This is a genomic window from Chitinophaga polysaccharea, assembly GCF_902150045.1.
GTDB lineage: Bacteria > Bacteroidota > Bacteroidia > Chitinophagales > Chitinophagaceae > Chitinophaga > Chitinophaga polysaccharea_A.
Genome location: NZ_CABFVU010000001.1, coordinates 2,207,339 through 2,234,221, shown reverse-complemented (window position 1 = coordinate 2,234,221; position 26,883 = coordinate 2,207,339). Strand labels below are relative to the sequence as shown.

General features: G+C 46.7%; 20 protein-coding genes. 17 read left to right on the top strand and 3 right to left on the bottom strand.

Annotated features, from left to right (window positions below):
• Positions 1 to 151 precede the first annotated feature (151 nt).
• The 13 genes from gcvT to FN124_RS08975 all read left to right on the top strand — a co-directional run bounded on the left by gcvT (position 152) and on the right by FN124_RS08975 (position 16,617).
• Entirely contained in the window at positions 152 to 1,240 is a 1,089-nt protein-coding gene (gcvT, locus tag FN124_RS09035) for a glycine cleavage system aminomethyltransferase GcvT (RefSeq protein WP_142684405.1), read from the top strand.
• A gap of 91 nt (positions 1,241 to 1,331) precedes the next feature.
• Positions 1,332 to 1,805 carry an SRPBCC family protein gene (locus FN124_RS09030; RefSeq protein WP_142684404.1) on the top strand — a complete coding sequence of 158 codons (474 nt, stop codon included), beginning with the start codon at positions 1,332 to 1,334 and terminating at the stop codon, positions 1,803 to 1,805.
• A 16-nt stretch (positions 1,806 to 1,821) separates the two neighbouring features.
• Positions 1,822 to 2,544 (top strand): 2-phosphosulfolactate phosphatase, encoded by a 723-nt coding sequence (locus FN124_RS09025; RefSeq protein ID WP_142684403.1) that lies wholly within the window; start codon positions 1,822 to 1,824, stop codon positions 2,542 to 2,544.
• A 75-nt stretch (positions 2,545 to 2,619) separates the two neighbouring features.
• The gene (locus FN124_RS09020) at positions 2,620 to 3,414 is read left to right on the top strand and encodes an MBL fold metallo-hydrolase (RefSeq protein WP_142684402.1); all 795 of its coding nucleotides are present in this window, start codon (positions 2,620 to 2,622) and stop codon (positions 3,412 to 3,414) included.
• Positions 3,415 to 3,640: 226 nt separating this feature from the next.
• The gene (locus FN124_RS09015; RefSeq protein WP_142684401.1) at positions 3,641 to 7,378 is read left to right on the top strand and encodes a DEAD/DEAH box helicase; all 3,738 of its coding nucleotides are present in this window, start codon (positions 3,641 to 3,643) and stop codon (positions 7,376 to 7,378) included.
• A gap of 275 nt (positions 7,379 to 7,653) precedes the next feature.
• Positions 7,654 to 7,989 carry a DUF7674 family protein gene (locus tag FN124_RS09010; protein ID WP_142684400.1) on the top strand — a complete coding sequence of 112 codons (336 nt, stop codon included), beginning with the start codon at positions 7,654 to 7,656 and terminating at the stop codon, positions 7,987 to 7,989.
• Between the two features lie 106 nt (positions 7,990 to 8,095).
• Positions 8,096 to 8,173 (top strand): potassium-transporting ATPase subunit F, encoded by a 78-nt coding sequence (locus tag FN124_RS31745; RefSeq protein WP_142685518.1) that lies wholly within the window; start codon positions 8,096 to 8,098, stop codon positions 8,171 to 8,173.
• 54 nt (positions 8,174 to 8,227) lie between these two features.
• On the top strand, positions 8,228 to 9,940 hold the full coding sequence (kdpA, locus tag FN124_RS09000) for a potassium-transporting ATPase subunit KdpA (RefSeq protein ID WP_142684399.1): 1,713 nt from the start codon (positions 8,228 to 8,230) through the stop codon (positions 9,938 to 9,940).
• 20 nt (positions 9,941 to 9,960) lie between these two features.
• The gene (gene kdpB, locus FN124_RS08995) at positions 9,961 to 12,006 is read left to right on the top strand and encodes a potassium-transporting ATPase subunit KdpB (RefSeq protein WP_142684398.1); all 2,046 of its coding nucleotides are present in this window, start codon (positions 9,961 to 9,963) and stop codon (positions 12,004 to 12,006) included.
• 25 nt (positions 12,007 to 12,031) lie between these two features.
• Positions 12,032 to 12,595 carry a potassium-transporting ATPase subunit KdpC gene (gene kdpC, locus FN124_RS08990; RefSeq protein ID WP_142684397.1) on the top strand — a complete coding sequence of 188 codons (564 nt, stop codon included), beginning with the start codon at positions 12,032 to 12,034 and terminating at the stop codon, positions 12,593 to 12,595.
• Positions 12,596 to 12,708: 113 nt separating this feature from the next.
• The gene (locus FN124_RS08985; RefSeq protein WP_142684396.1) at positions 12,709 to 13,791 is read left to right on the top strand and encodes a porin; all 1,083 of its coding nucleotides are present in this window, start codon (positions 12,709 to 12,711) and stop codon (positions 13,789 to 13,791) included.
• A 10-nt stretch (positions 13,792 to 13,801) separates the two neighbouring features.
• A complete protein-coding gene (locus FN124_RS08980; protein ID WP_142684395.1) occupies positions 13,802 to 14,926 on the top strand; it encodes a sensor protein KdpD in 1,125 nt (374 codons plus the stop codon).
• The gene (locus tag FN124_RS08975) at positions 14,923 to 16,617 is read left to right on the top strand and encodes a sensor histidine kinase (protein ID WP_142684394.1); all 1,695 of its coding nucleotides are present in this window, start codon (positions 14,923 to 14,925) and stop codon (positions 16,615 to 16,617) included. Before FN124_RS08980 ends, FN124_RS08975 begins: the two co-directional genes overlap by 4 nt.
• A gap of 5 nt (positions 16,618 to 16,622) precedes the next feature.
• Here the strand turns inward: FN124_RS08975 and FN124_RS08970 are convergent, their stop codons facing one another.
• A complete protein-coding gene (locus FN124_RS08970; protein WP_142684393.1) occupies positions 16,623 to 19,565 on the bottom strand; it encodes a hybrid sensor histidine kinase/response regulator in 2,943 nt (980 codons plus the stop codon).
• 283 nt (positions 19,566 to 19,848) lie between these two features.
• On the opposite strand from FN124_RS08970, the gene FN124_RS08965 reads away from it, so the two are divergent.
• Positions 19,849 to 20,553, top strand: a complete 705-nt coding sequence (locus FN124_RS08965) for a porin family protein (RefSeq protein WP_142684392.1) — start codon at positions 19,849 to 19,851, stop codon at positions 20,551 to 20,553.
• Between the two features lie 84 nt (positions 20,554 to 20,637).
• Here FN124_RS08965 and FN124_RS08960 read toward each other — a convergent pair whose 3' ends face one another.
• On the bottom strand, positions 20,638 to 21,414 hold the full coding sequence (locus tag FN124_RS08960; protein ID WP_142684391.1) for an enoyl-CoA hydratase-related protein: 777 nt from the start codon (positions 21,412 to 21,414) through the stop codon (positions 20,638 to 20,640).
• Positions 21,415 to 21,425: 11 nt separating this feature from the next.
• On the bottom strand, positions 21,426 to 23,411 hold the full coding sequence (locus FN124_RS08955) for a S9 family peptidase (protein WP_260607374.1): 1,986 nt from the start codon (positions 23,409 to 23,411) through the stop codon (positions 21,426 to 21,428).
• Between the two features lie 135 nt (positions 23,412 to 23,546).
• Between FN124_RS08955 and hflX the strand changes: the two genes are divergently transcribed.
• The 3 genes from hflX (at position 23,547) to FN124_RS08940 (ending at position 26,771) form a co-directional block, all read left to right on the top strand.
• A complete protein-coding gene (gene hflX, locus FN124_RS08950) occupies positions 23,547 to 24,737 on the top strand; it encodes a GTPase HflX (RefSeq protein ID WP_142684389.1) in 1,191 nt (396 codons plus the stop codon).
• Entirely contained in the window at positions 24,737 to 25,078 is a 342-nt protein-coding gene (locus tag FN124_RS08945) for a Rieske (2Fe-2S) protein (protein WP_142684388.1), read from the top strand. The genes hflX and FN124_RS08945 overlap by 1 nt, the downstream gene beginning before the upstream one ends.
• 70 nt (positions 25,079 to 25,148) lie before the next feature.
• A complete protein-coding gene (locus FN124_RS08940) occupies positions 25,149 to 26,771 on the top strand; it encodes an ArnT family glycosyltransferase (RefSeq protein ID WP_260607373.1) in 1,623 nt (540 codons plus the stop codon).
• Positions 26,772 to 26,883 lie beyond the last annotated feature (112 nt).

Below are 26,883 nucleotides of genomic sequence, written 5' to 3'. Positions count from 1 at the left end.
AAGCGCATTAACGTGCCAATTCTTTTGACTATATCATTGTATTTTAAGTATTTATAATGTATACCTTCGTCTTAAAACAGTCATACGCCGTTTTATGTTGGCCGTTCATAATTCTCAAATCGCTATTTTTGCCCCGTTTTAAAAACAAAGTATGAAAAACACGCCTTTTACAGAGAAACACATTGCGCTGGGCGCCAAGATGGCCGCCTTTGCAGGTTACAACATGCCTATTTCCTACACTGGTATTAACGATGAGCACCAGGCGGTGCGTACCAACGCCGGCGTGTTTGATGTAAGCCACATGGGCGAATTTATTTTAAAGGGTGAAAACGCATTGGATCTGATCCAGCGTGTTACCAGCAACGATGCCTCCAAACTAACCGCTGGTAAAGCCCAGTACAGCTGCCTGCCAAACAATGAGGGCGGTATTGTAGACGACCTGCTCGTTTATTGCATTGAAGAAAACAAAGTATACATGCTGGTGGTAAACGCCAGTAATATCGAAAAAGACTGGAACTGGATCTCCGGGTTTAATACCAAAGGAGTGGAAATGCACAACATTTCCGATAAAACCTGTTTGCTGGCTATCCAGGGCCCTAACGCTACAAGTATCCTGCAACCGCTCACAGAAGTAGACCTGGTAAACATGAAGTACTACACCTTTACCAAGGGAACTTTTGCTGGTGTGGATAACGTAGTGATCAGTGCAACAGGTTACACCGGCGCCGGTGGTATTGAAATATATTTTGAAGACAAGGACGGGGCTGCAGATAAGATCTGGAATGCCATCTTCGCAGAAGGTGGGCCTAAGGGTCTTAAGCCTATCGGTTTGGGAGCCCGCGATACGCTTCGCCTCGAAATGGGATTTTGCCTTTACGGAAATGATATCGATGACACTACTTCCCCGCTGGAAGCAGGTTTGGGATGGATCACCAAATTCACCAAACCATTTACCTCCAGCGAGTTATTCGCAAAACAAAAAGCAGAAGGCGTAAGCAAAAAACTGGTAGGTTTTGAAATGATAGATAAGGGCATTCCGCGCCACGATTACGAAATTAAAGATGCTGCAGGTAACACAATTGGTCGTGTAACCTCCGGAACCCAGTCGCCATCTATGCAGAAGGCTATCGGTCTTGGCTATGTGAAAACGGCTTTTGCTGCATTGGATACTGAAATTTTTATTGCAGTAAGGGACAAGCTCCTGAAAGCAAAAGTGGTAAAAGTGCCTTTCCTGGGCTAGGAATATGTATGAATAGCCGGTTAAAGTTGTTAATTTCGGTGCCTGGAAAGTTTCCGGCGCACCGGAATTTTTGTATTTTATTGCCATATCTATGCCTACTATTCATTTAACTACCGTTATCTATGCCCCGCTGGAAAGGGTTTTTGACCTGAGCAGGAGCATTACGCTACACAAGCGAAGTATGTCGCACCGGCAGGAAGATGCGATAAAAGGCCGCACCAACGGCCTGATATCCTATAATGAAACAGTGACCTGGAGAGCAAAGCATCTTGGGAAAATGAGGGAGCTAACCACTAAAATCACCGCCATGCGTCAGAATGAATCATTTACTGATCAAATGACTGACGGGGATTTTACCCATTTGAATCATGAACATTATTTTAAACAGATAGAAAATGCCACTGTGATGATTGATATCATGAACTTTGGCACTCCTTATGGCTGGTTTGGAAGAGTATTTGAGCGGTTCTACCTGCAAAAATATATGACCAGGCTCCTGCAGGAAAGAAATAATACCATTAAGGATTACGCAGAGAGTGAGAAGTGGAGGGTGATCCTTGATTAAAACAAAACGCAACTGAATGACAGAAAGCAATAAACCCAGCCTGGAAGTATGTTTATCTCCGGCATTGTTACATTTATTTGATGTAAAAAACAGCATTGTAGTTATTATAGATGTATTGCGCGCTACTTCTACTATTTGTACTGCCCTGTATAACGGCGCTTCCCGTGTAATACCGGTAGCCAGCGTGGAAGAATGTGTGAATATAGGCCGTGCCATAGGTGGTATCACCGCCGGCGAAAGAGATGGCAGGATCGCGGAAGGGCTGGCATATGGCAACTCTCCTTTTGAATATCCCCGTGAATTCGTGGAAAATAAAACGCTGGTACTCACCACCACCAACGGTACCAAATTATTACACATGGCCAAAGATGCCATACAGATCATTACCGGCTCCTTCCCTAACATCAGCGCTGTTTGCGATTACCTGGTGGCGCAAAACCAGAACGTGATACTGGGCTGTGCTGCATGGAAAGACCGCGTAAATATGGAAGACACGCTGTTTGCCGGCGCCGTGGTAAGCCGTATCAAACAACATTTTGACGTAAACTGCGACTCTGCCATTGCTGCTGAAACCCTTTATCACTCCGCCAAAAACGACATCTATACCTTCATGAGGCAGGCCTCTCACTATAAGCGCCTGGCGCAATATGGCCTGGAAAAAGATATACATTACTGTCTTACTGCCGATGAAGCGAATGTATTACCCCTGTTCAGGGATGGGGAGCTTATTGCAGGGTAAGCGGAGAGACTGCCTCGGTCTTCTACTCCACTCTAACCAAAAAATCCTATATTCTGTCTTCTAAAAGATAATGCCATGATACACTATCTGTGCAGCACCTGCGGTGTGCAATATGATGCCGCCGGCCAGGCGCCGGAACACTGCCCTATTTGTGAAGATGACCGGCAATACGTTAATCCCAATGGCCAGAGCTGGACCACTCTGGAGCAGGTGCAGAAAACCCACCGGAATATTATAGAAATGGTAGCGCCCGACCTGTACGCCATTTACACCACGCCCGATTTTGCCATTGGGCAACGGGCGCATTTACTGATCACCCCTTCGGGGAATATCCTCTGGGATTGCATTGCTAACCTCGACGCCTCTACGATAAATATCATCCGGCAGCTTGGCGGCATAAAAGCCATTGCCCTCTCCCATCCGCATTATTTTTCCACCATCGTGGAATGGAGCCATGCTTTTGGTAATATCCCTGTTTATGTACATCAGCTGGATGCCGGGTGGCTGCAACGCCATGATGACGTGATCAAACTATGGGATGGCGGAGAGCTGCCGCTATGGGATGGTATCAGGCTGGTACTGTGCGGTGGTCATTTCCCGGGCGGTAACGTGTTGTATGCCCCTGCCGGGAAAGGCTGTTTGCTGGTGGGAGATGTTATACAGGTATCTTCCGACAGGAAAACAGTATCAGTGATGTATAGCTATCCAAATAATATTCCCGTATCGGCAAAGGAAATCAATGCCCTGCATGCCGCCATAAAACCGCTGAATTATGATGCGATGTATGGCGCTTTTGGAAAATATATTAAAACAGGAGCCCGGGAAGCGGTAGATTTTTCACTGGAAAGATACCTGCGTCATATACGGTAAATAGTTGATAAACAGGCATCTATATTTAAAGAAAATTATATTGAAAAATGGGCGTTGCAATGACCGCGCAAATGAACAGCGATTAACGGGTTGTTAATGGCCTGGCTGCGGGTTATTAGAAATTTTCTGCTTACTTTTGTGGATTGCCTTTTTATCAGCTGTTAAGTTTTTTTGATATATCTATTAACCCTTTTGCTGATAATAAAAGCGGGCAACAACGTATAGTATGTCGCTACCCCATTTGCTAAAATATGTTTACAACAACGGCACTGATGAAGTGATCCGCAGGGGGAAGCGTATTTTTTCTTCCGGGGGCGTTGAACTCATCGAGGCAGACCCGGTGCTGAAAACAGCTACCTTCCGCGTAAAGAGCGACACACATGCCAATTACTACCGTGTTTCCATCAACAAGTATGGGGAAACAAGCGGTATGTCTATCCGGTGTCAATGCCCTTACAACCTGGGCGACATCTGCCGGCACGAAGCCGCAGCGCTGTTCCAGCTCCAGGAAATGCTGGACAAAAATCATTTCGAGAGCTTCGACACACAGTTTGATCAGCAGCATACGCTGATTAAAATGAAGTCTATCGATATTAAATCCATTAAACTGCTTACATCCGGTACCATACTGGCAGAGGCAGAGGAAATTGCCAAAAAACATCCCGCCAAAATAAACCTGGCTAAAGATGAAAAGGTAGAAGCTGTACTAACGCTTAACGGGAAAGAGTTTCCGATGATCATCCAACGGAATGAAGAACGGTTTTTTGATACGCATTGCACCTGCGACGAAACAGAACATGCGCTATGCGTTCATAAAACAGCCCTGTTCCTGCAACTCCTGCAGAAAAACGGCCCGTTCTATTTCGATACACTCCGGAACTGGGACAAGGAAAAGAATAAGCTGTTATCACTATACGGCTATTCCCTTACCGATGACCTCGACGGAAAATTTGCCTTCTCCTACATGGATGGCAAACCCTTTCTGCGCGTACTCGACCCTTCCATCAAACGCGTAGATGGCGCTGCCGCAGGCCGGCAACCGGTTACAGCCCCGCCGCCACCGGAAGAGACCATCACCATTACGCAAAGGCTGGCAGCAGTTTTCAACGCCAACGAAACACTGTATCCCTATTTTAAAATAGACCTGGTAAGCGGCGAAATAAACGAAGAACAAACCGCCTTCGTATCACTGGCCAGTAAACTGGATCTTACCAAATACATCGACTTCTACCAGTTCAAGGAAAAAGACCGTGAACTGATAGCGCCTATACGAAAATTACAGGGCACTGAAGTCAGCAAATTCCTCAGCAAAAATTCCCCCTTTGCCGGTATATGGGAAAATATTACGCATGAAAATGCAGAAGAGCTCCCTACCGAAACAAAAGAACTGATGCTGGAATACCTCCATCCCAAACTCGCCAAACTGTTCCCACAGCTGGCAGAACACGGACTGGTATTTGAACTGCCCAACAGGCAGGCCTTCAAAACAAAGAACCTGCAGCAACTGCAGATTGGCGCCGACAGGCTCAAACTGATCATAAAAACCAATACCGGCGATACTCATGTAGACATCAACTGCTATGTGAACATTGAAGGAGAACTGGTAAATGTATCTGAAAATGAATGGGAAAGCCCGTTAATGTTCCTGTACAAACAAGTGATCTATTTGTTTGAAAGCCCGCAGGATGCCCTCCACGTAGAACTTTTCCGCCAGAACGGGCAGCTGCGGATCGCTAACCGGGAATGGCCGGCCTACCTGAAAGATTACCTGCTGCCGCTGAGCCGCCAGTACGATATACAGTTCGATAAAGGACTGCTCGCAGAACTGAAGGATGTAATGCCGGAACCTCGGGTATTCCTGAAAGAGCTCGGCGAAACATTTATCATACAGCCCGGTTTTGCTTATCGGGGCCAGGAAGTGGAGTGGAACGACGAAGGCAAGATCACCGTACAGGAGGGAAATAAAGTGCTCGTTATCCACCGCAATAAAGAAGCAGAAGATGCTTTTGTAAATAAGCTCCGCACTTTACATACTAACTTCGCACAACATGATAACCATAATTATTTTTATCTGCGCGCGAAAGAAGCGCTGAAAAATAACTGGTTCTTCCTGTTCTTCGATGCACTGAAGGAAATGAATGTGCGGGTGTTCGGATTCGATAACCTCCGCAACTTTAAATTCAGCTCGCATAAACCGGTCACCAACCTGCAGATCAGCTCCGGTATCGACTGGTTCGACGCACAGATCGAAGTACTGTATGGTGATCAGAAAGTAAGTATCAAGGATATTAAGAATGCGTTGGCCAACAAACAGAATTATGTTCAGCTGGCGGATGGCTCCCTGGGTCTGCTGCCGGAAGAATGGCTGCGCAAATACTCCCTGCTGTTTAAAGTTGGGGAAGAAAAAGATAAAGGACTTAAGCTCAGCAAATACAACTTCAGCGTGATTGATGAGCTCTATGAGTTTATTGATGATGAAGCCGTAGTGCTGGAACTTGAACAGAAGCGCCGCAAACTGTTGCAGTTCGATGAGATCCGCAGTATTGCCCTGCCGGAAAACCTGCAGGCAACTCTTCGCCCCTACCAGGAAAGCGGCTTCCAGTGGCTGAACTACCTCGATGATATCAAATGGGGCGGTATCCTGGCAGATGATATGGGGTTGGGTAAAACCATCCAGGCCCTCACCTTCCTGCAGTACTACAAGAATAAGCACGAAGGCAAAACAATGGCGCTGATCGTTTGTCCTACCACATTGATCTATAACTGGGAAAATGAGATCAGGAAATTTACACCGGATATCAGGCATCATATTCATCATGGCCCTGCGCGATTGAAATCCTCCGAGGAACTGGGTAAATTTGATGCTATAATCACCACTTATGGTACGCTCCGCAGTGATATTCAGCTGCTGATGAAGCTTGAATTTGACTACGTGATCCTCGATGAATCGCAGGCTATCAAGAATCCGCAGTCGAAAGTAACCAAAGCGGCACAACTGCTTCAAACCAAGAACCGGCTGGCGCTGAGCGGTACCCCCATGCAGAACAATACCTTCGATATTTATGCCCAGATGAACTTCCTGAACCCGGGCATGCTTGGCAGCGTAGACTTTTTCCGCAACGAATTTGCTACGCCCATCGATAAGTTCCAGGATGAAGAAAGAAAGGAACATCTGCGTAAACTGATCTATCCGTTTATCCTTCGCCGTACTAAGGAACAGGTGGCGAAAGATCTGCCGGAAAAAATAGAAACCGTGATCTTCTGCGAAATGGATGCGGAACAACGGCATATTTATGATGCCTACCGTAACACCTATCGCTCCAAGATCCTTGGTGTTATTGAAGATCAGGGTATGGAACGTTCTCAGCTTACCATCCTGCAGGGCCTCATGAAGCTGCGGCAGATATGCGATTCGCCCGCTATACTGAATGATACAGAACAGTATCCGAATCATTCCGTGAAGCTGCATGAGCTTACCCGTGAAATTTCCGAAAACATCGGCAACCACAAAGTGCTGATCTTCTCTCAGTTCCTGGGAATGCTCGGATTGATCCGCGACCGGATGCAACATCTCAAAATACCATACGAGTATTTTGATGGAAGCACTTCCACCGTTGATCGTGAAAAGGCTATCCAGAACTTCCAGCACAACGACGAATGCCGTGTATTCCTTATTTCACTGAAAGCCGGTGGCGTAGGTTTGAACCTCACTGCTGCTGATTATGTATACATCGTAGATCCATGGTGGAACCCGGCTGTAGAACAACAGGCCATTGACCGTACCCACCGTATCGGGCAAACCAAGAATATTTTTGCTTACCGCATGATCTGTAAAGATACCGTGGAAGAAAAAATATTGCAGTTGCAGGAACGCAAAAAGTCACTGGTGAAGGAAATTATTTCTGACGACAGTGGTTTTGTGAAGAAGCTGACGAAAGAAGATGTATTGTATTTGTTTAGTTAGAACAACAATAAACGATTCATAAAGGAGCGGTTTTACGAAAGTAGAACCGCTCTTTTTTTACGACATTTTTTAAAAGATGTTCCTGGCCAGCACTTTCATTTTCTGCATACACCCTACCATTTCTGCATGGTTTGGCCATTGAGCACCTTCTCCACATCTCCCATAAATATTATTTAATAGCCTGGTTATTAGTTAATTAAGAGAGAAAGTAAGCCCCTGTTCCAATGCTGGCACTTCGCTGGCATTACCCTGTTTGTATCAAAACAATTGATCACATGCTACCAGATTCAAAAATCTCCCAATTGATAGGTTTACAGATTCCGGGCTTAACATTTCCCGCAGAACAACAAAAAGGAGCGATCAGCAAGGTGATTCACACCTTTGCCGGTTATACCGGCCGGATGATCAGAAGCGGGCAGCTTCATGAGGTAAAACGTTGTTTTAACGTGGCCGCTGTATTGTATCACAATGGGAGCAGTGCCCTGCGTAACGCCATAGAGGGCGCATTTATGTACACGCTCTCACCCCTCCTCTGCGGAAAACATAAGGAGCTGCTTCCTTTATCACTGAAGAATGTAAGGATTCAACATTTACAAACTATAGCTATTTAAAACACTTTTTATGATGACTATTCTCCTGGTACTGGCGGGATTGGCCTGCTTCGCAATATTCTTCAAATCAGTCGACTATTTTGAAAAGATCTAAACACTGTTATTTATGAACGCATTATTTATTCTGTCACTTTTCGTTTTCGGCTATATGATCTATGTACTGTTGAAACCTGAAAAATTCTGATCGTAGATATCACTCCAACGCCTATACGCAAAGTTTATTTAACTGACTATAAAAATGACAACAGAAATCTCAGGCGTCATTGCCACCTACGGCATCACGCTATTACTTGCCTGGCCACTGTCGAGGTACATTGTAAAGGTATTCAGGGGCGACCGGACCTGGTCCGATTTTATGTCGCCGCTGGAACGCTTCATCTTTAAAATTTCCGGTATCAATCCTGCCGAGGAAATGAACTGGAAACAACACATGAAGGCATTGCTCACCATCAACCTTGTATGGTTTGTATATGCCTTTTTTGCGCTGTTCTTCCAGGATAAACTGCCACTGAACCCGGATGGAAATCCCGGGCAGTCGGCTGACCTGGCGTTTAACACCGCCATCAGCTTTATGGTGAACTGTAACCTGCAGCACTACTCCGGTGAAACGGGTGTTACTTATTTCACACAATTATTTGTACTTGCCTTTCTGCAGTTTGTGAGCGCCGCCACCGGCATTGCTGCACTTATAGTGGTTTTCAAAGCCATGAAAGAAAAAACCACTACTAAGCTTGGAAATTTCTGGGATATTTTCCTGAAAACAATCACCCGTATCCTCTTACCAATAAGTATTGTAATTGCGCTGATCTTTGTTTTTAATGGTATGCCAGCCAGTTATGCCGGCAAGGAAGCTATTGTAACCATGCAGGGCGATACAGTGAATGTTTCGCATGGCCCTGTAGCGGGCTTTGTCGCTATCAAACATCTCGGTACCAACGGTGGCGGATGGTTTGGAGCCAACTCTGCACACCCGCTGGAGAATCCTAACTATGTGACCTGGATGACGGAAATGGTAGCACAGGTACTTATTCCTATCGCCATGGTATTTGCACTGGGAATGTTTATACAGCGAAGAAAGTTTGCGATGGTCATCTTCGGGATCATGACCATCGGGATGATATGCCTGCTGGTCCCTTCCATGCAGCAGGAAATGGCTGGTAACCCTGCCATAGCCCATATGGGCATTCAACAGGCCACGGGGGCAATGGAAGGTAAGGAGGTACGCTTTGGCGCTGCAGCTACGGGTTACTGGAGTACGGTCACTACTATTATTTCAACCGGTTCTGTATGCGGCTGGCACGATAGTACCATGCCTATGACCGGTATGATGCAACTGCTGGGTATGATGCTGAATTGCTTTTATGGCGGTTGCGGTGTAGGTATTCTCAATTATTACATCTTTATTATTATCGCTGTGTTTATATCGGGCCTGATGGTGGGCCGTACGCCTGAATTTATGGGTCATAAACTGGAGGCAAGGGAAGTAAAGATAGCTGCCATTATTACGCTGCTGTCGCCATTCCTGATACTGGCAGGTACTGCTTTATCGTCGTGGGTATTATCACATTACCCCGATGCCAACTGGGCGGTGAAACCATCGGCCTGGCTAAATAATCCCGGCTATCACGGTTTTTCTGAAATGCTCTATGAGTATACTTCTTCCAATGCCAATAACGGTTCTGGTTTTGAAGGTTTGGGAGATGGAAACGTTTTCTGGAATGTATCTACCGGTTTTGTGCTGATCCTGGGCAGATTCCTGCCTATAATCGGGCCGGTGGCTATTGCCGGGCTGATGGCCTCCAAGAAATACATACCTGAATCTGCCGGTACGCTGAAAACAGATTCACTCACTTTTGGAGCGATGACCTTTGCGGTGATCATTATCCTCACTGCCTTGTCTTATTTCCCGGCGCTGGCACTGGGCCCGATCGCAGAGTATTTTTCCCTGTAATTTTTTAATGACTGATTACCATGAAGCATGATAATAAATTGTTTCCGAAAGAACTGGTGATGGAGAGCCTGAAGCAGTCTTTCGTAAAACTGAATCCAAGATTAATGTTCAAAAACCCGGTGATGTTCACCGTGGAAATAGGCACTGCCGTAATGCTGATAGTAGCGCTGTATGCGATCTTTACCGGTAACAGGGAACAAGGCAGCGTGGCATATAATGTGGCTATTTTTGTGATACTGTTCCTTACCGTGCTGTTCGCCAACTTCGCAGAAGCTATTGCAGAAGCACGTGGTAAAGCACAGGCAGAAAGCCTCCGCAAAACAAGAGAAGAAACACCCGCCAAAAAAGTAGAACTGGTAGGCGAAATCTTCACCAATGAAATAAAAATTGTTTCTTCTTCTTCCCTGCGCAAGGGCGACATCTTCGTATGCGACCCGGGCGATATTATTCCCGCCGACGGTGAAATAGTACAGGGTTTGGCCAGTATCGACGAATCGGCCATCACCGGTGAAAGCGCGCCGGTGATCCGGGAAGCCGGCGGCGACAAATCCAGTGTGGTGGGCGGTACCAAAGTATTGTCCGACCATATTAAAGTAAGGGTAAGCACAGAACCGGGAGAATCTTTCCTTGATAAAATGATTGCCCTCGTAGAAGGCGCCAGCAGGCAGAAAACACCAAATGAAATTGCACTGACGATCCTGCTGGCCAGCTTCACCCTGGTGTTTATTATTGTATGCGTAACGCTGAAACCATTTGCTGATTATGCACAAACGCCCATCACCATTGCGGCTTTTATCTCTCTCTTTGTATGCCTTATCCCTACTACCATTGGTGGTCTATTATCAGCTATCGGTATTGCCGGAATGGACCGCGCACTGCGTGCAAATGTGATCACCAAATCAGGGAAAGCCGTGGAAACTGCCGGCGATATAGATGTGCTGCTGCTGGATAAAACCGGTACCATCACTATCGGTAACCGTAAGGCCACTAACTTTTATGCTACCAATGGTATTCCTGCTGCAGAATTTATCCGCCTCTGCGCACTCAGCTCCTTATCGGATGAAACGCCGGAAGGAAAATCCATCGTGGAACTGGCCGGCAAAGAAGTAGTTAGTAAATTATCTGTAAGTGGCGCCAGCCTGGTGAAATTCACCGCAGAAACACGCAGCAGCGGAATAGACCTGCCCGATGGAAGCCGTATCCGCAAAGGTGCTTACGATGCTATACGCCGGCTGGCAGAAAAGGAAGGATTTACTTTCCCCGCAGAAACACTGGCTAAAGTGGAATCTATTTCAAAAGACGGCGGTACGCCACTGGTGGTAGCACTCAACAGCAAAGTGCAAGGGGTGATAGAATTGCAGGATATCATTAAGCCCGGTATCAGCGAGCGTTTCGACCGCCTGCGTAAAATGGGCGTGAAAACGGTGATGGTAACCGGTGATAATCCGCTTACTGCCAAATACATTGCCACCAAAGCCGGTGTGGACGACTTCATCGCGGAAGCTAAACCGGAAGACAAAATGAGCTATATCCGGAAGGAGCAGAATGAAGGCCGCCTCGTAGCCATGATGGGCGACGGTACCAATGATGCGCCTGCCCTGGCCCAGGCCGATGTAGGCGTAGCCATGAACAGTGGCACCCAGGCTGCCAAGGAAGCCGGCAACATGGTGGATCTTGATAACGATCCTACCAAACTGATTGAAATCGTGGAAATCGGAAAACAGCTGTTGATGACACGCGGCACTCTTACCACCTTTTCCATCGCCAATGATGTGGCGAAATATTTCGCTATCGTTCCCGCCTTATTTATGGCGTCTATACCGGCCTTGCAGGGCATCAATATCATGAAACTGCACAGCCCCGAAACGGCCATCCTCAGCGCGGTGATATTTAACGCTATCATTATCCCGATGCTGATCCCGCTGGCTTTACGCGGGGTGGCTTACAAACCCATCGGCGCCAGTGCATTGCTTCGCCGTAACCTGCTGATCTATGGCGTTGGCGGTATCATAGCGCCGTTCATTGGTATCAAGCTGATTGATATGCTGATCGCGCTTTTCATGTAATTATAAACTGATAAAATTTAAAGAGATGAAAAAATATCTTTGGCCTTCTGTAAAACTCACATTGTTACTCGTGGTATTACTGGGAGGGTTATACCCGCTGTTCATTGCTGCTGTGGCTAAAATGGCCCCCGGCGCAGGCGATGGTATCAAAGTAACACATAACGGAAGAGTAGTGGGTTATGAAAACATTGCGCAGAAATTCAGTGACGATAAATATTTCCAGCCCCGCCCTTCTACCGTGGATTATAATGCTGCCGGGTCCGGTGGCTCCAATAAAGCGGCCGGTAACCCCGACTACCTGAAAACAGTGCAGGAAAGGATCGACTCCTTTATGGTACACAATCCTGATGTTAAAAGAGAGAACATCCCCGCAGAACTGGTTACCGCCTCTGCCAGCGGGTTAGACCCACACCTCACTCCTGCTGCCGCCTATGTACAGGTGCCACGTGTAGCGAAGTTAAGAGGTATCTCCGCCGGTAAGCTGAAACAACTGATCGACGCCAATACTCAGGGGCCTTTAATGGGGCTGTTTGGTTTATCTACTGTGAACGTATTAAAACTGAACATAGCGCTCGATGATATGAAATAGGGCGCTGTCCTTTTATTCCTTTAGCCTGTGAACGTCTTGTGAAAAACTCTTAGCTGGTAACCTGTCGCAGCAGGTTACCAGTGATTCAACTCACGCGAACCTATATATTTAAAATGAAGAAGATTTTATTACTGGCCGGCGCCCTGGCAGCTGCTATTACTATGTTTGCACAGGATGCTCCGCCACAAGAAAAAGAGAAAGGAAAAGTGACCTTTTCCGGCTATGCCGAAGCCTATTACAGCTATGACCTGAACAACCCGGAGAATCATATGAAGCCCGGGTTCCTGTACAACTATAACCGTCATAATGAATTAAACCTTAACCTGGCAATGGTGAAAGCCACCTATACATCAGACAGGGTCCGGGCCAACATAGGACTAATGGCAGGTACTTATCCGCAATACAACCTGTCGGCAGAACCTACCCTCATGCAATATGTATACGAAGCCAATGTTGGTATCCGCGTAGGTAAAAATGTTTGGATCGATGCAGGGGTGATGCCTGCGCATATCGGTTTTGAAAGTGCCATCGGGAAAGACTGCCCTACCCTTACCCGGAGCATCCTGGCAGAGAACTCACCGTATTACGAAACTGGCGCCAAAGTAACCTGGACGCCCAACGATAAATGGTCGTTTGCCGCCATGTACCTGAACGGATGGCAAAGGATCAAAAAAGTGGATGGCAACCAAACCCCTTCTTTTGGTACACAGATCACCTTTAAGCCAACAACAAAAATATTGCTTAACTGGAGCACTTATATCGGTAATGATCTGCCAGACAGTGCACGCCAGATGCGCTACTTTAATAATGTTTATGGTACCTTTAGTATAACAGATAAATTCAGCCTCATTACAGGATTCGACTACGGATTGCAGCAGAAAGCCAAAGGATCGTCGGACTTCAACAGCTGGTACAGCCCCGTTGTAATTGCCAGGTATGCGTTTACAGATAAATTTGCAATGGCAGGCCGTGTGGAACACTATAATGATCAGAACGGTGTTATTATAAGTACCGGTATACCGGAAGGCTTTCAAACTACCGGTTACTCGCTTAACCTTGATTTCACACCGGTAAATAACGTCATGTTCAGGCTGGAAGGCAGAACATTTAATGGAAAGGATAAAACATTCATGAAAGGAACAACGCCGGAAAACACCAATACTGCTGTCACAGCTTCATTAGCAGTATGGTTCTAACCAGATAATAATGACAGAAAAAGAACACTCCGTACAACAGTTTCTTAACCTGGCCAATCGCGCCGGCAGGGGAAAGTTTAAGATCTATATCGGTATGAGCGCCGGTGTAGGTAAAACCTACCGCATGCTGCAGGAAGCGCATACCATGTTAAGAAACGGGGTGAATATCCAGATTGGTTATATTGAAACCCACGGGCGTGCGGAAACGCATGCCCTGCTGGATGGCCTGCCCCAGATACCCCGCAGGCAGGTATTCTATAAAGGGAAGATGCTGGAAGAAATGGATCTTTCTACCATCCTGCTCCTGGCGCCCGACTGGGTAGTGGTGGATGAACTGGCACACAGCAACATACCCGGCTCCAAAAATGAAAAACGCTGGCAGGATGCGGTAGACCTGCTGAATGCAGGGATCAATGTTATTTCTGCAGTAAACATACAGCATATTGAAAGCATTAACCAGGAGGTGAAATCCATCACCGGCGTGGAAGTGCAGGAGCGCGTTCCGGACCTGGTGCTGCAAATGGCTGATGAAGTAGTGAACATCGACCTCACAGCTGATGAGCTGATCACCCGCCTGAAAGAAGGTAAGATCTATGACCGCTCCAAAGTAGAGAGCGCACTGAGTAATTTTTTCCAGGCAGATAAGATCCTGCAATTGCGGGAACTGGCATTGAAGGAAGTAACCACACAGGTGGAAAGAAAAGTGGAGATACAGATCCCCCGTAACATGCAGATGCGCCATGAAAGCTTCCTGGCCTGTATTTCCACCAACGATGAAGTAGCCCGGAAGGTGATCCGCAAAACAGCCAGGCTGGCTGCCTATTATCATGCCGATTGGTTTGTATTGTATGTGCAAACACCTGGCGAGAGCGCTGATAAAATTGCACTGGCTGCCCAACGCCATCTTATCAATAACCTGAAACTCGCTACAGAACTGGGTGCTGAGGTTATACAGGAGCACAACGCCAAAGTATCGGAAGCTATTATTAACATTGCATTGGAAAAACGGGTCACCACAATTTGTATGGGAAAACCGCATATCAATCTTTTCCGGATCATTTTGCGTACTAACCTGTTTAATCAATTGTTGAAAACGCTTTCTTCCAACGATATCGATATTATCATATTATCATGAGCACGTTCAGATTAAAAACAAAGATTACGCTTGGGGTATTGTTCCTGTACATCATGCTGCTGGTGGTGAGCATACTTGGCTATTACTATCTGAACCGCCTGAACGAAAAGGCGAAGTTTATTCTGAAGGATAACTATGAATCATTGGAGTACGCGAAAAATATGCTGGCAGCTCTGGAAGATCTGCCGGCACATCGTGCTGCTGCTATGCAAACTTTTTCCCTTAACCTCAAAAAGCAGCAGGCAAACGTAACAGAAAGAGGTGAGAAAGACGCTACTGCAGCAGTTGCCCGCATTTTTGAACTGCTGCAAAAAGATTCTACTGTAGAAATAAGCGCCATAAAAAAGAATATCTATACCATTATGGATGTTAATATGGCGGCCATTGTGGGTAAAAATGAAAAGGTAAAGAAAACGGCGGATAACGCATTGCTTTATATTGCTATTATCAGCGGTCTTTGTTTCGTGCTGGGCTTTACTTTTGTTTATAATTTCCCTGGGTATATTGCCAACCCAATAGGTGCGCTCACACAAGGCATAAAAGATATCGCCAACAAACAATATGGGAAGAGGCTCTACTTTAAATCCGGTGATGAGTTCGGCGATCTGGCCACTGCTTTTAATACAATGGCCCAGCGGTTGGATGAATACGAACATAGTAACCTGGCGCGTATTGTGTTTGAAAAGCAGCGCGCGGAAGCCGTGATCAGCAGTCTAAAAGACGCCACTATAGGATTTGACGTGAATAACGTTATCCTGTTTGCCAACATCCCTGCATTACAACTGCTGAATATGCAGGAGAAAGACCTGATAGGGCAGGCGGCGGAAGAAATCTCCAAACGAAACGACCTGCTGCGTTTCCTTGTGAATACAAGCGAAAATGCACCCCTTAAGATAGTAGTGGATGGAAAAGAATGTTTCTTTACCCGGGAAACAACAGATATCCGGCATGAAGAAAAACGTATAGGCTATGTAGTGATCCTCCGGAATATTACCACTTTCAAAGAGCAGGATATTGCGAAAACACATTTTATTGCTACTATTTCGCACGAGCTGAAAACGCCATTGGCAGCGTCGGACTTCAGTATTAAGCTCCTGGAGGATGAACGCACCGGAGTGCTCAGCGAAGAGCAGAAAGAGCTGCTGGATAGTTTGAAGCAGGATAACCGCCGCATGATAAAAATTGTGAGCGAACTGCTTGACCTGTCGCAGGTGGAAAGCGGTAATATACAGCTGCAGCCACAACCTGTTGCAGCTATGAACATTGTGCAGTACGCCATGGATACTGTTCGGAAACAGGCTGCCCAGCGGGAAATTACCATCCGTACCCAGGTCCCCGATACTTTACCAAAGGTGCTGGCCGATGTGGAAAAAACAGCCTGGGTACTGGTGAACCTGTTAACCAATGCTATCCGCTATTCCGCTCATGGCGCTGCTATAGACCTGGCGGTGACTTCTACCGGAACAGAAATGTTATCATTTGTGGTACAGGACTACGGGAAAGGTATACCTGAAGCTTTCAGGGGAAAGATCTTTGAAAGATTTTTCCAGGTGCCGGGAATGAAGGGCCAGGGAAATGGGCTGGGACTGGCCATTTCGAAGGAATTTATTGAAGCCCAGGGAGGCATTATTGGTGTAAACAGCGAGGAAGGAAAAGGAAGCCGTTTTTATTTTACACTTCCGGAAGCATAAATTTTTCAGGCTTGTTCAATATGTGCTTTTACAAGATGTACATGCCGGTAATAGATGTTCATAATTTCCTGCAGCCGGTCAGGGATGCTGTCCAGGTGCTCTTCCAGCCTTGCATCCCTTTCAATAGACCAGGCAACTTCCGATGCATACTGCATACCTGCCATGTTCAGGTTAAATTTCATCTGGTGAGCCAGCATATAAAGTGGCTGCCAGTCTTTTTCTGCCACCAGCTGGCTCATCTCTGAAAATTTCTGGGGAATGCTATCCATGAGCTCTTCCAGCATTATTTTTACATGCTCTTTCTCGCCCGACATCATACTGTATACAGCAGAAAAATTCAGTTCGCTGAGCGGTGTAATTACCGCCTCTTCTTTTACGGGAGCCGGTTCAGGTGCCTGTTCCCCCAATCCTCTCAGGATCTTATGAAACAGGTCGGCACGGTCAAATGGTTTTGAGATGTAATCATTCATACCTGCTTCCAGGCAGCGTTCTTTTTCGCCTTTCAGCGCGGAGGCAGTCATAGCGATCATATAAGTTTGAATACCTTTCGCGCGTATGGCCTGTGTAGCCTGGTACCCGTCCATTCCAGGCATCTGTATGTCCATGATAATACAATCGTATTGTTTATAGTCCAGCATTTCAAGTGCCCATTTGCCGCTGTTAACCACATCTGTTCTGGCGCCGGCATTGCGTAGCGTATGGAATACCACCTGTTGGTTAATGTCGTCATCTTCCACTACCAGTATGGTTTTTCCCTGTAGTGGTTTTTCTATGTGATGCAGGTGCCCTTTCTCATCCTTACCGGCAATGTTTTCATTGTTCCGCTCGAATGGCAGTTCAAAGTAAAAGGTAGCCCCTTCGTTCAGCTGGCTGTTCACCCGGATAAAGCCATGTTGCAGGGTAATGAGCTCCCGGGTGATGGCTAATCCCAGGCCGGTACCGCCATACTTGCGGGTATTGTCTGCATGTGTTTGGGAGAAACTTTTAAAGATCAGCTCATGCTGTTCAGGATCAATGCCAATGCCGGTATCTTTTATCTCAAAGCCCAGCCGTAGGGCGTTGGCATCTTCTTTTACCAGTGATACTTTCACGCTTATTTTTCCGGCAGGCGTGAATTTAATGGCGTTTTCCACGAGGTTGGTGACTATCTGCTGGAGTCGCACCTCATCTCCCAGCATGTAAGGCGGGATCGCCTTATCTATCTCATCAAAAAATGATAATCCTTTTTGTTGGGCCTGGAGTTTCAGGGGAAAGAGGGCATTGTCCATTACCTCATAGATATCAAATGGTTCCCGGAGCAGCAGCAGTTTACCGGCTTTTATTTTTGAGAAGTCGAGGATTTCGTTGATGATCACCAGCAGGCGGTTAGCGGATGTTTTAATGGCGCCGGTGTATTCCAGTTGCAGGGGCGACAGCTGGCTTTGCTGCATCAGGAGGTTGGTCATGCCAATAATACCGTTCATGGGCGTACGAATTTCGTGGCTCATATTGGCCAGGAACATTTCCTGTGCGCTGATGGCTTCCTGTGCCAGGTTATTGGCATTTTCAATAGCGGCGATATAGTTGTTCTTTTCCGTGAAATCCTGTCCTATACCGCAGATACCGATCATTTCACCCTCTGCGTTCCTGAGCGGGAATTTGGTGATGAGGAAGTGATAGATTTTATCATTAACGGTAAAGCTCTGTTCAGATTTAACCCTCGTGCCGGATGTAATTACTTCCCGGTCAAGAGCCGTATACCGTTGTACCCAGTCGTAAGGCAGTTCTGCATCTGTTTTACCGATAATATCCTTTTTATCTATGCCGTGTACTTCGGAGAACCGGTTGTTCACAAGCAGGTATTTTCCGGGCATATCTTTTATGAACATCATTGATGGCATAAAGTCGATAATAGCGTCCAGCCGTTCCTGGAGATACATTACCTGGTCTTCGTTTCTTTTTTCCTTGTCGATATCCCTTACAATGCATTGGAATTCTTTTACCCGGCCGTCTTCCCCATAAACCAGGGCAGCCATCTGCTCCACCCATTTTTTTGTGCCGGAACGGGTAATGATTTCAAACTCCTGGGAGGTATAGTCGTCGCCGGTTTTAACCTGGTTCATGTAAAAAGCTTCCAGTCGTTTCCAGGTGGGCTCGTCAAGGAACATGGAGTAGTGTTTACCGACGAGTTCCGTATTGGTATAACCCGTCATTTCAGCGGCGCGTTTGCTCACATAGGTAAAGATGCCATCCACCTGCGATTTATACAGGATCAGCTCTGTTTCTTCTGCCAGTCGCAGGAAAGATTGCTCTCTTTTGTACAACTGGTTATTTCTCTGCTTCTGTTTTTTGAACATCCGGTATAAATAGCGTGATTCGCCCAGTAGCAGTACCAGGGTGAACAGGCTGATGGTAATGGTTGTCCAGAAGGAGTACAGCGTATAGTGGTTGTCTTTATCTATCCGTGTAATCAGTTTGGTCCGGTTTTCCCGCATGAAATCATTTACTTCTTTCCTGATGCTGTCGCGGAACAGGGCGTTTTCAGGTGCAATAGCCAGTTGCCTGGCCAGTGCCGGTTGGGAGGAGGCCAGGGCAAGGATACGCCTGTTGTAATTAATTTTTTTCCGGAGAAGTGTACTGAAGTTGTCCAGTATTTTTTGAGAAACCGTATCACCGGGCATGCTGGCGGCAACAAATTGCAGAATGTGCAGCATACTGTCTGGCAGGGCATAGTTGGTTGCCGGAATAGTAGCCTGGTTCATCAGCAGCATATCGCGGATGCTGTTGGTGTAATTATTATCCAGCATCGCCGCTTGTCTTACTTTATCGATCAGAAGGTTGGTTTGTATCATGCTTTCAGCAGCGCTCCTGCTTCTTTTTTTTATCACCCAGGCATAGTATACAAAACCGATGAGCGCCATAAATACTACCAGGATAAGTACGAGAACCGTATTTACAATTTTTTTCATGCGTACATTTTCAACGACTCTTTAATAGTATTGGCAGGGGTTATGGGGGTGGTGATGGATTATTTATTCAAATTAGGATATTTTGCGGCAATATTGCTGTTCATCTTGTTCAGTATAACGTGGAGATCAGGAAAAGATTATGGTGGCCGATATTTGTTTTTCTGTTACTTTCGGCCTGCGAATGTATTATCGGGATGAATGTTTTTGCAATATTTTAACCAATTGTGTTACAATCATTCCATTATATTTGCCTAATATTCTTTTTCCTAAGTATGTATAATATATGAAGAAAATAATTTTTACCCTGGGTCTGATAGCTGTTTCTATTGGAGTTTTTGCGCAGGATGGTGGCTCGCCGATGAATAAAGCGGTTAATAAGGTTACCCATTCCAACGACTTTTTGATGGTACAGTTATCATACGATGGCTGGGCTGGTGCGCCTGACAGTATTAAGAGCGGCCTTAACAGGGGTTTTAATATCGCCCTGATGTACGATTTTCCGTTCAAGAAGTCCAAATTGAGCATGGCAGCGGGTTTAGGCTTCAGTACCAGCGGTGTTTACCTGAAAGATCATACGATGGATATACAGGGGAAGCTGAATCCCAACCAGGTATCTTTCCCCACCTCTACTGCAAAAAAGAATAAAGTAGCTACCACTTACCTCGAAATTCCTATTGAATTAAGATACCGCAGTGTGCCCGATAACGCCAATAAAGGCTTTAAAGCCGCTATCGGTGTGAAAGTGGGCGCCCTTGTGGATGCCCATACCAAGATTAAATATACCGGCGCCAACGGCAGCAAGGATATTGATAAAGATGCCAACAGGGGATTCTTTAACCCATGGCGCTTTGCGGCAACCGGCCGTGTAGGTTATGGTAATTTTGCCCTCTTCTGTGCATATTCCCTGAATCCGTTGCTGAAAGACAATGCCAGCAACAACCTGGATATCAGGCCTTACCAGATCGGTATTTGCTTAAGCGGATTGTAACAGCCTCAGGGCTTTTATATAAAGGAAACGGCCCGGGTACAGTACCCGGGCCGTTTTTATTGGAAGATGATCTGAGCGGTTGGCTTACTCCCCTTTAAATACAGGCTTTCTTTTTTCGAGGAAAGCCTGTATGCCTTCAGCATTATCCGTGGAGTTGCCTGCAATTTCCTGGCAATAAGCCTCGTATTCAAGCACCTCATCCAGGTTGTCTGTCATGCCTTTGGTGAGCATTTTTTTCATGAGTGCAATGGCTTTAGTAGGTGCGGCAGCGTAATAAGCGGCTTCCGCCTGCACGGTGGCATCCAGTTCTGCTGCGGGCACCACTTTGTTTACCAGTCCCATTTTCAATGCTTCCGCCGCAGGGATCTTACTGGCTTTGGTAGCCAGTTCAAAGGCCCGGTGGTAGCCAACGGTGCGGGGCAGGAAATAGGAAGACCCGGAATCCAGTACCAGTGCAATGTTCACAAAGATCTCTATCATGGTGGCTTCTTCGCTGGCAATAATCATATCACAGGCCAGTGCAATGGAGCATCCTGCGCCGGCGGCCACGCCATTAAGCCGGCAGATAACCGGCTTAGGCATGTTGCGGATGGCGCGTATAATAGGGTTATAGCGCTTATGCAAAGATTCGCTCAGGTCGCGTTTCCCTGACTCCATAGATGCCTTGAGATCCTGCCCGCTGCTGAAAGCCTTTCCGGCGCCGGTTAGCACTACTACCCGCACTGCCGGATCTTTTTCTGCTTTTTTTAATGCGTCCTGCAGCTCATAGCTGAGCGGGTCATTGAAGGCATTGTATACTTCAGGTCTGTTTAAAGTAATGGTAGCAATACCATCCCGGATATCCAATAATAAGGCAGTCATGGTAATATGATTTACAGGGTTTCTTTTAGCCAGTTAAAGAATTCACGTTGCCATACAATGGCGTTCTGCGGTTTTAATACCCAGTGATTTTCTTCCGGGAAATACAGCAGCTTGCTTTTGATCCCTTTCAGCTGTGCCAGCTGGAAGGCCTGCAGTCCCTGTTCAATAGGAACGCGGAAGTCGATGCCTCCCTGGATGATAAGAATGGGTGTATTCCATTTATTGGCATATTCACTTGGATTAAAATATTTGTAACCGTTGGCATTGGCAGGGTCCCAGTAGGCGCCGATGTCCCAGTTGGCAAACCACAGTTCTTCTGTAGTGCCGTACCAGCTTTTCAGGTCAAATAAGCCATCATGGGCAATAAAGCTTTTAAAGCGGTTTTCGTGTACGCCTGCCAGCATATATACGGAGTAGCCGCCGTAACTGGCGCCTACAGCGCCCAGGCGGGCTTTATCCACATAGGTTTCCCTGCTTACGTCATCAATGGCGCTGAGGTAATCTTTGATGGGTTGTCCGCCCCAGTCCTTGCTGATGGAAGCATTCCATTCTACCCCATGCCCCGGCATGCCCCTTCTGTTTGGCGCCACTACTATGTAGCCCTGGGATGCCATCAGCTGGAAATTCCAGCGGTAAGAGTAGAACTGGGATACGGCAGATTGAGGGCCGCCCTGGCAATACAGCAGGGTAGGATATTTTTTTGCAGGATCAAAATCCGGTGGGAAAATCACCCAGGTAAGCATATCCTTGCCATCAGTGGTTTTTACCCAGCGTTTTTCAATTTTGCACATACCTATTTTATCGTAAGCGGCTTTATTTACACTGGTAAGCGGGGTAATGTCGCCTTTCTTCAGGTCTACAGTAAATAGTTCCGCTGCGTGGTTCATATCCGTGCGCGATACTACCATCGTATTGCCGGCCTGGGCCAGCATATCGTTGATATCAAAATCGCCGGTGGTTACCTGGCGTATATGCTTTTCCGTTGTTTGTGCAATATTTTTCTGCAGGGTGATTTCCAGCAGCTGTTCAGTGCCTTTAATCACTGCAAGAAAGTATATTTTTTTCCCGTCGCTGCTGAAGCGGGAGGAAGCGGCGGTACCATCCCATCCTTTGGTGAGGTTGGTAATAACGCCGGTGGCGCGATCCATAATGATCACATCATTTTTGTCTGCTTCATAGCCATCGCGGGCCATGCTTAACCAGGTAAGGTATTTGCCATCCTGGCTGAAAGCCGGCGCCACATCATAGCCCATCATTCCTTCGGAAAGGTTGCGCGTGGTTTTAGTGGCGAGGTTATATTCGTAGATATCAGTATTGGTGCTGACAGCGTAATCTTTCCCGAATTTCTTCTTACAAACATAGATCACACTTTTGCCATCGTGGCTCCAGATCATATCTTCAGGGCCACCGGAAGGCATTTGAGGGCAGTCATAGGGCTCTTCCGCCATAATGTCTATGGGTGTGCCTACTTCGCCATTATTGTAAGTGGCATAAAAAACGTGTGAAAAACTGCCGTCTTCCCAGGTATCCCAGTGGCGGTAGTTCAGGTTATCATAGATCTGTACATTGGATTTTGGAAGATCCGCGTAATGATCGCTGCCGGAAATCTTCTTTATTTTCACATCTTTTGAAAATAAAATATGCTTCCCGTCGGGGGAAATACGGATATTCTGCATACCGCCTTCCACGTTGGTTTTCTGTACCGGATCTGAGCCATCGGCATTCATTTCATACCATTGCCCTTTCAGGGAAAACCCGATCTTATTCCCGGGTAAAACGGCTACATCGCCTTCTGCACCGGGTGTTTGGGTAAGCTGTTTCGCAGCGCCGCCCGACAGTGGAATAGCGTAGAGGTTCTTCTCGCTTTTGTTTTCCGTCATATTGACCTGGGATACGCCATAGATAACGGTTTTCCCGTCAGCGCTCAACGCTTCCCCGCTCACCCGTCCAAGTTGCCATAGCAATTCGGGTGTCATCTTATCCTGGGCTACTGCCATAGTTGATATTAATAGTCCTGTCAGTAAAAAAGGTTTAAACATGATATCGAAAGGTTGTTTTGGATCGGGTAAATGTAGGAAGAAATGGCTTAGCGATTAAATTCTCTGTAAATTTGCTCCAAATTCAGAAATAACTTGATTGAGAAAAAACAGGTAGTACAAAAAGAGGAAAGAGCCGTTATAGTAGGCGTTATCACTAAAGACCAGACAGAGCGCCAGGTAAATGAGTTCCTGGATGAGCTGGTGTTCCTGGCGGAAACCGCAGGTGCTGCCACTGTTAAGCGCTTTACCCAGCGGCTGGCCCATCCCGACAGGGCCACCTTTGTAGGAAAAGGCAAGCTGGAAGAGATCCAGCAGTTTATTGCAGGCAGGGATATATCACTCGTTATATTTGATGATGAGCTAACGGGCTCTCAGATCGCTAATATTGAAAAGGTGCTTAAGGTTAAAGTAATAGACCGCAGTGACCTGATCCTGGATATTTTTGCACGGCGCGCACGCACAGCCCAGGCCAGAGTGCAGGTAGAGCTGGCGCAGTACCAGTACATTTTACCCCGACTGCGTGGTATGTGGAGCCACCTGGAAAGACAGGGGGGCGGTATCGGCAGCAGGGGCCCGGGTGAAACGGAAATTGAAACAGACCGCCGTATTGTGAAAGATAAAATAGCGCTCCTGCGTAAACGGCTGGAGGATATAGACCGGCAATCCCTTACCCAGCGTAAGGAACGCGGTGAATTTATCCGGGTGGCGCTCGTAGGTTATACCAACGTGGGCAAAAGCACGCTCATGAACCTGCTCAGTAAGAGTGAAGTATTTGCGGAAAACAAACTGTTTGCCACATTGGATACTACCACACGCAAAGTGGTATTCGATCAAACACCTTTCCTGCTCAGCGATACCGTAGGTTTTATCCGTAAACTCCCCCATCACCTGGTGGAAAGCTTCAAATCAACGCTGGATGAGGTGCGTGAAAGCGATATCCTGATCCATGTGGTAGATGTATCCCATCCGCAGTATGAAGAACAGATCGAAGTGGTGAACCGCACGCTGCAGGAACTGAAAGCGTTTGAGAAACCCACTATCATGATCTTTAACAAGATGGACCTGTATGAAGCCAACACCTTTGATAAATGGCTGGAACCGGAAGTGAAACAAGACATCCTTGATAACCTGAAACAGCAGTGGGAAACAAAAACACAGGGAAACTGTGTATTCATATCCGCGCTGGAAAAAAGGAATATCGAAGAATTGCGTAAAACGATCCTTGATAAGGTAACCCAATTGTACAGGGACCGCTTCCCCTACAAAACAGAATTCTTCTACTAATGGCCAAAGAATATTCCTGGTATAAACTGGAAGAAGGCCGTTTACCCTTTGCAGAGAAGGAGATCAGCGTATTGGAGGTAAACGGAAAGAAGATCTGCTGTACCCTGTATGAAGGGCAGCTTTTCGCTTTTGCATTTAAATGCCCCCATGCCGGGGGTATTATGGCCGACGGTGTAATAGATGCCGCTGGTAACATTGTATGCCCCCTGCACCGTTATAAATTCAGTCTTAAGAATGGCTATAACAGCAGCGGTGAAGGATATTACCTGAAAACATACCCTATTGAACAGCGTGAAGACGGGCCCTGGCTGGGCATGGAGAAAAGCGGCTGGTTCTGGTAAAGCAATTATCTTTTTGTTAAGTGTGATCGTCATATTTGAAGTAACCGGTATATGCCTGTAACTTTTCGTTATGCTGACTACAACTGCTACACGCTCATTTGTTCTTTCTGAGAAACAAGTATGGCTGCTCATTATTGCCATGCTGGTACTATTACAATTCAGTGCCCTGTTTGTGCCGATCCTGGAGCCCGACGGCGCCCTGTATGCCGGTATCGCCAAAACTATGGTGATTAAACACGACTATTGGAATCTCTACGCTGATGGCCACGACTGGCTGGACAAGCCTCATTTCCCCTTCTGGATGGCTGCAGTTAGCTTCCGGCTTTTTGGTTTTCACACCTGGTCATATAAATTGCCCGCTATTCTTTTTTTACTGATGGGGGCCTGGTATACCTACCGCTTCGCCTTTCATTTGTATGATGAAAAAGTGGCCCGTTGGGCAGCGTGCATCCTGCTTACTGCTGAACACCTTGTGATTTCCAATAACGATGTGCGTGCAGAACCTTATCTCACCGGGTTGATCATTGCTGCGGTATATCATTTTTATCGCCGTCGCATTTTGCCTGGGGCCCTTTTTACTGCCTTTGCCATCATGACTAAGGGAATGTTTGCGCTGGTGCCTGTTTGCGCCGCTATTGGCGGCCATTTGCTGTTTACGCGCAATTGGAAGGAACTGTTCCACTGGCGCTGGGCAATAGCAGCCATATTAATTGCCCTTTTCATTACCCCGGAACTATATGCCTTGTACCGGCAGTTTGACCAGCACCCGGAGAAAATTGTATTTGGCGCCAGCGGTGTATCGGGTATCCGCTTTTTCTTCTGGGACAGCCAGTTTGGCCGATTTATGAACACCGGTCCTATCAAAGGCTCCGGCGATCCGTTCTTCTTCTTTCACACCCTTCTCTGGGCTTTTCTTCCCTGGTCAGTAATGCTGTACGCGGCAGTTATCATCTTTATGAAAAAATGGAAACAACAAAAGGAGTATTACTGCATTTGCGCAGCCCTGGCCACTTTTGCGCTGTTTTCGCTCTCCCGTTTCCAGCTTCCGCACTACCTGAACATCATTTTCCCGTTTTTTGCGATTCTGACCGCACAGTATATTTTATCGCTGCACACGGAAAAAGGGCTGAAATTCTTCCGGGTTACACAGTATACCATCATTATCCTGGTAGCTGTTGCCGGCGTGGTGATCGATCTTTTATACAAGCCAGCCATGCATTATGCCTGGCTGCTACTGGCCGGAGCCCTGCTCCTGCTATACCTGTTGCTGCATTACTGGCTGGATAAATCTACCCGGCAGGCCGTGTTTTACCGTACCATTTCCATCAGCATTTTGCTGAACCTGTACCTGAATACCATTTTATATCCCGATATGATGCAGTACCAGAGCGGAAGTACGGCCGCTGCTTATGCCAATACGCATCTTCCGGGTAAAAGTATAGGGCTGTACCAGGCCAATTCCTACGCATTCGATTTTTATTTGCAGGCCCCTGTGCTTCGCCCGGATTCAGCATCAGGGCTCATTTTCACCACCCCTGATGCAGTAGCTTCGCTACAGCGGCAGGGATATACCTGTACCGTTATCCAGTCGTTCCCGCATTTTTATGTGAGCAAACTGGATCTGCCTTTTGTCCGGAGGGCTACGCGGGCGGGGGCTTTAGGAGAAAGGCAGCTGGTGGCAGTAAAAAAATGAGATTGCCCTAAGCCTTATTGGAGGCGGCTTTCGGGGAGAGGCTCAAAAAAATTTTTAGAAAAGTGAAATAAGATTTTGCAAAAATGAAAATTTCCCTATTTTTGCAATCCCA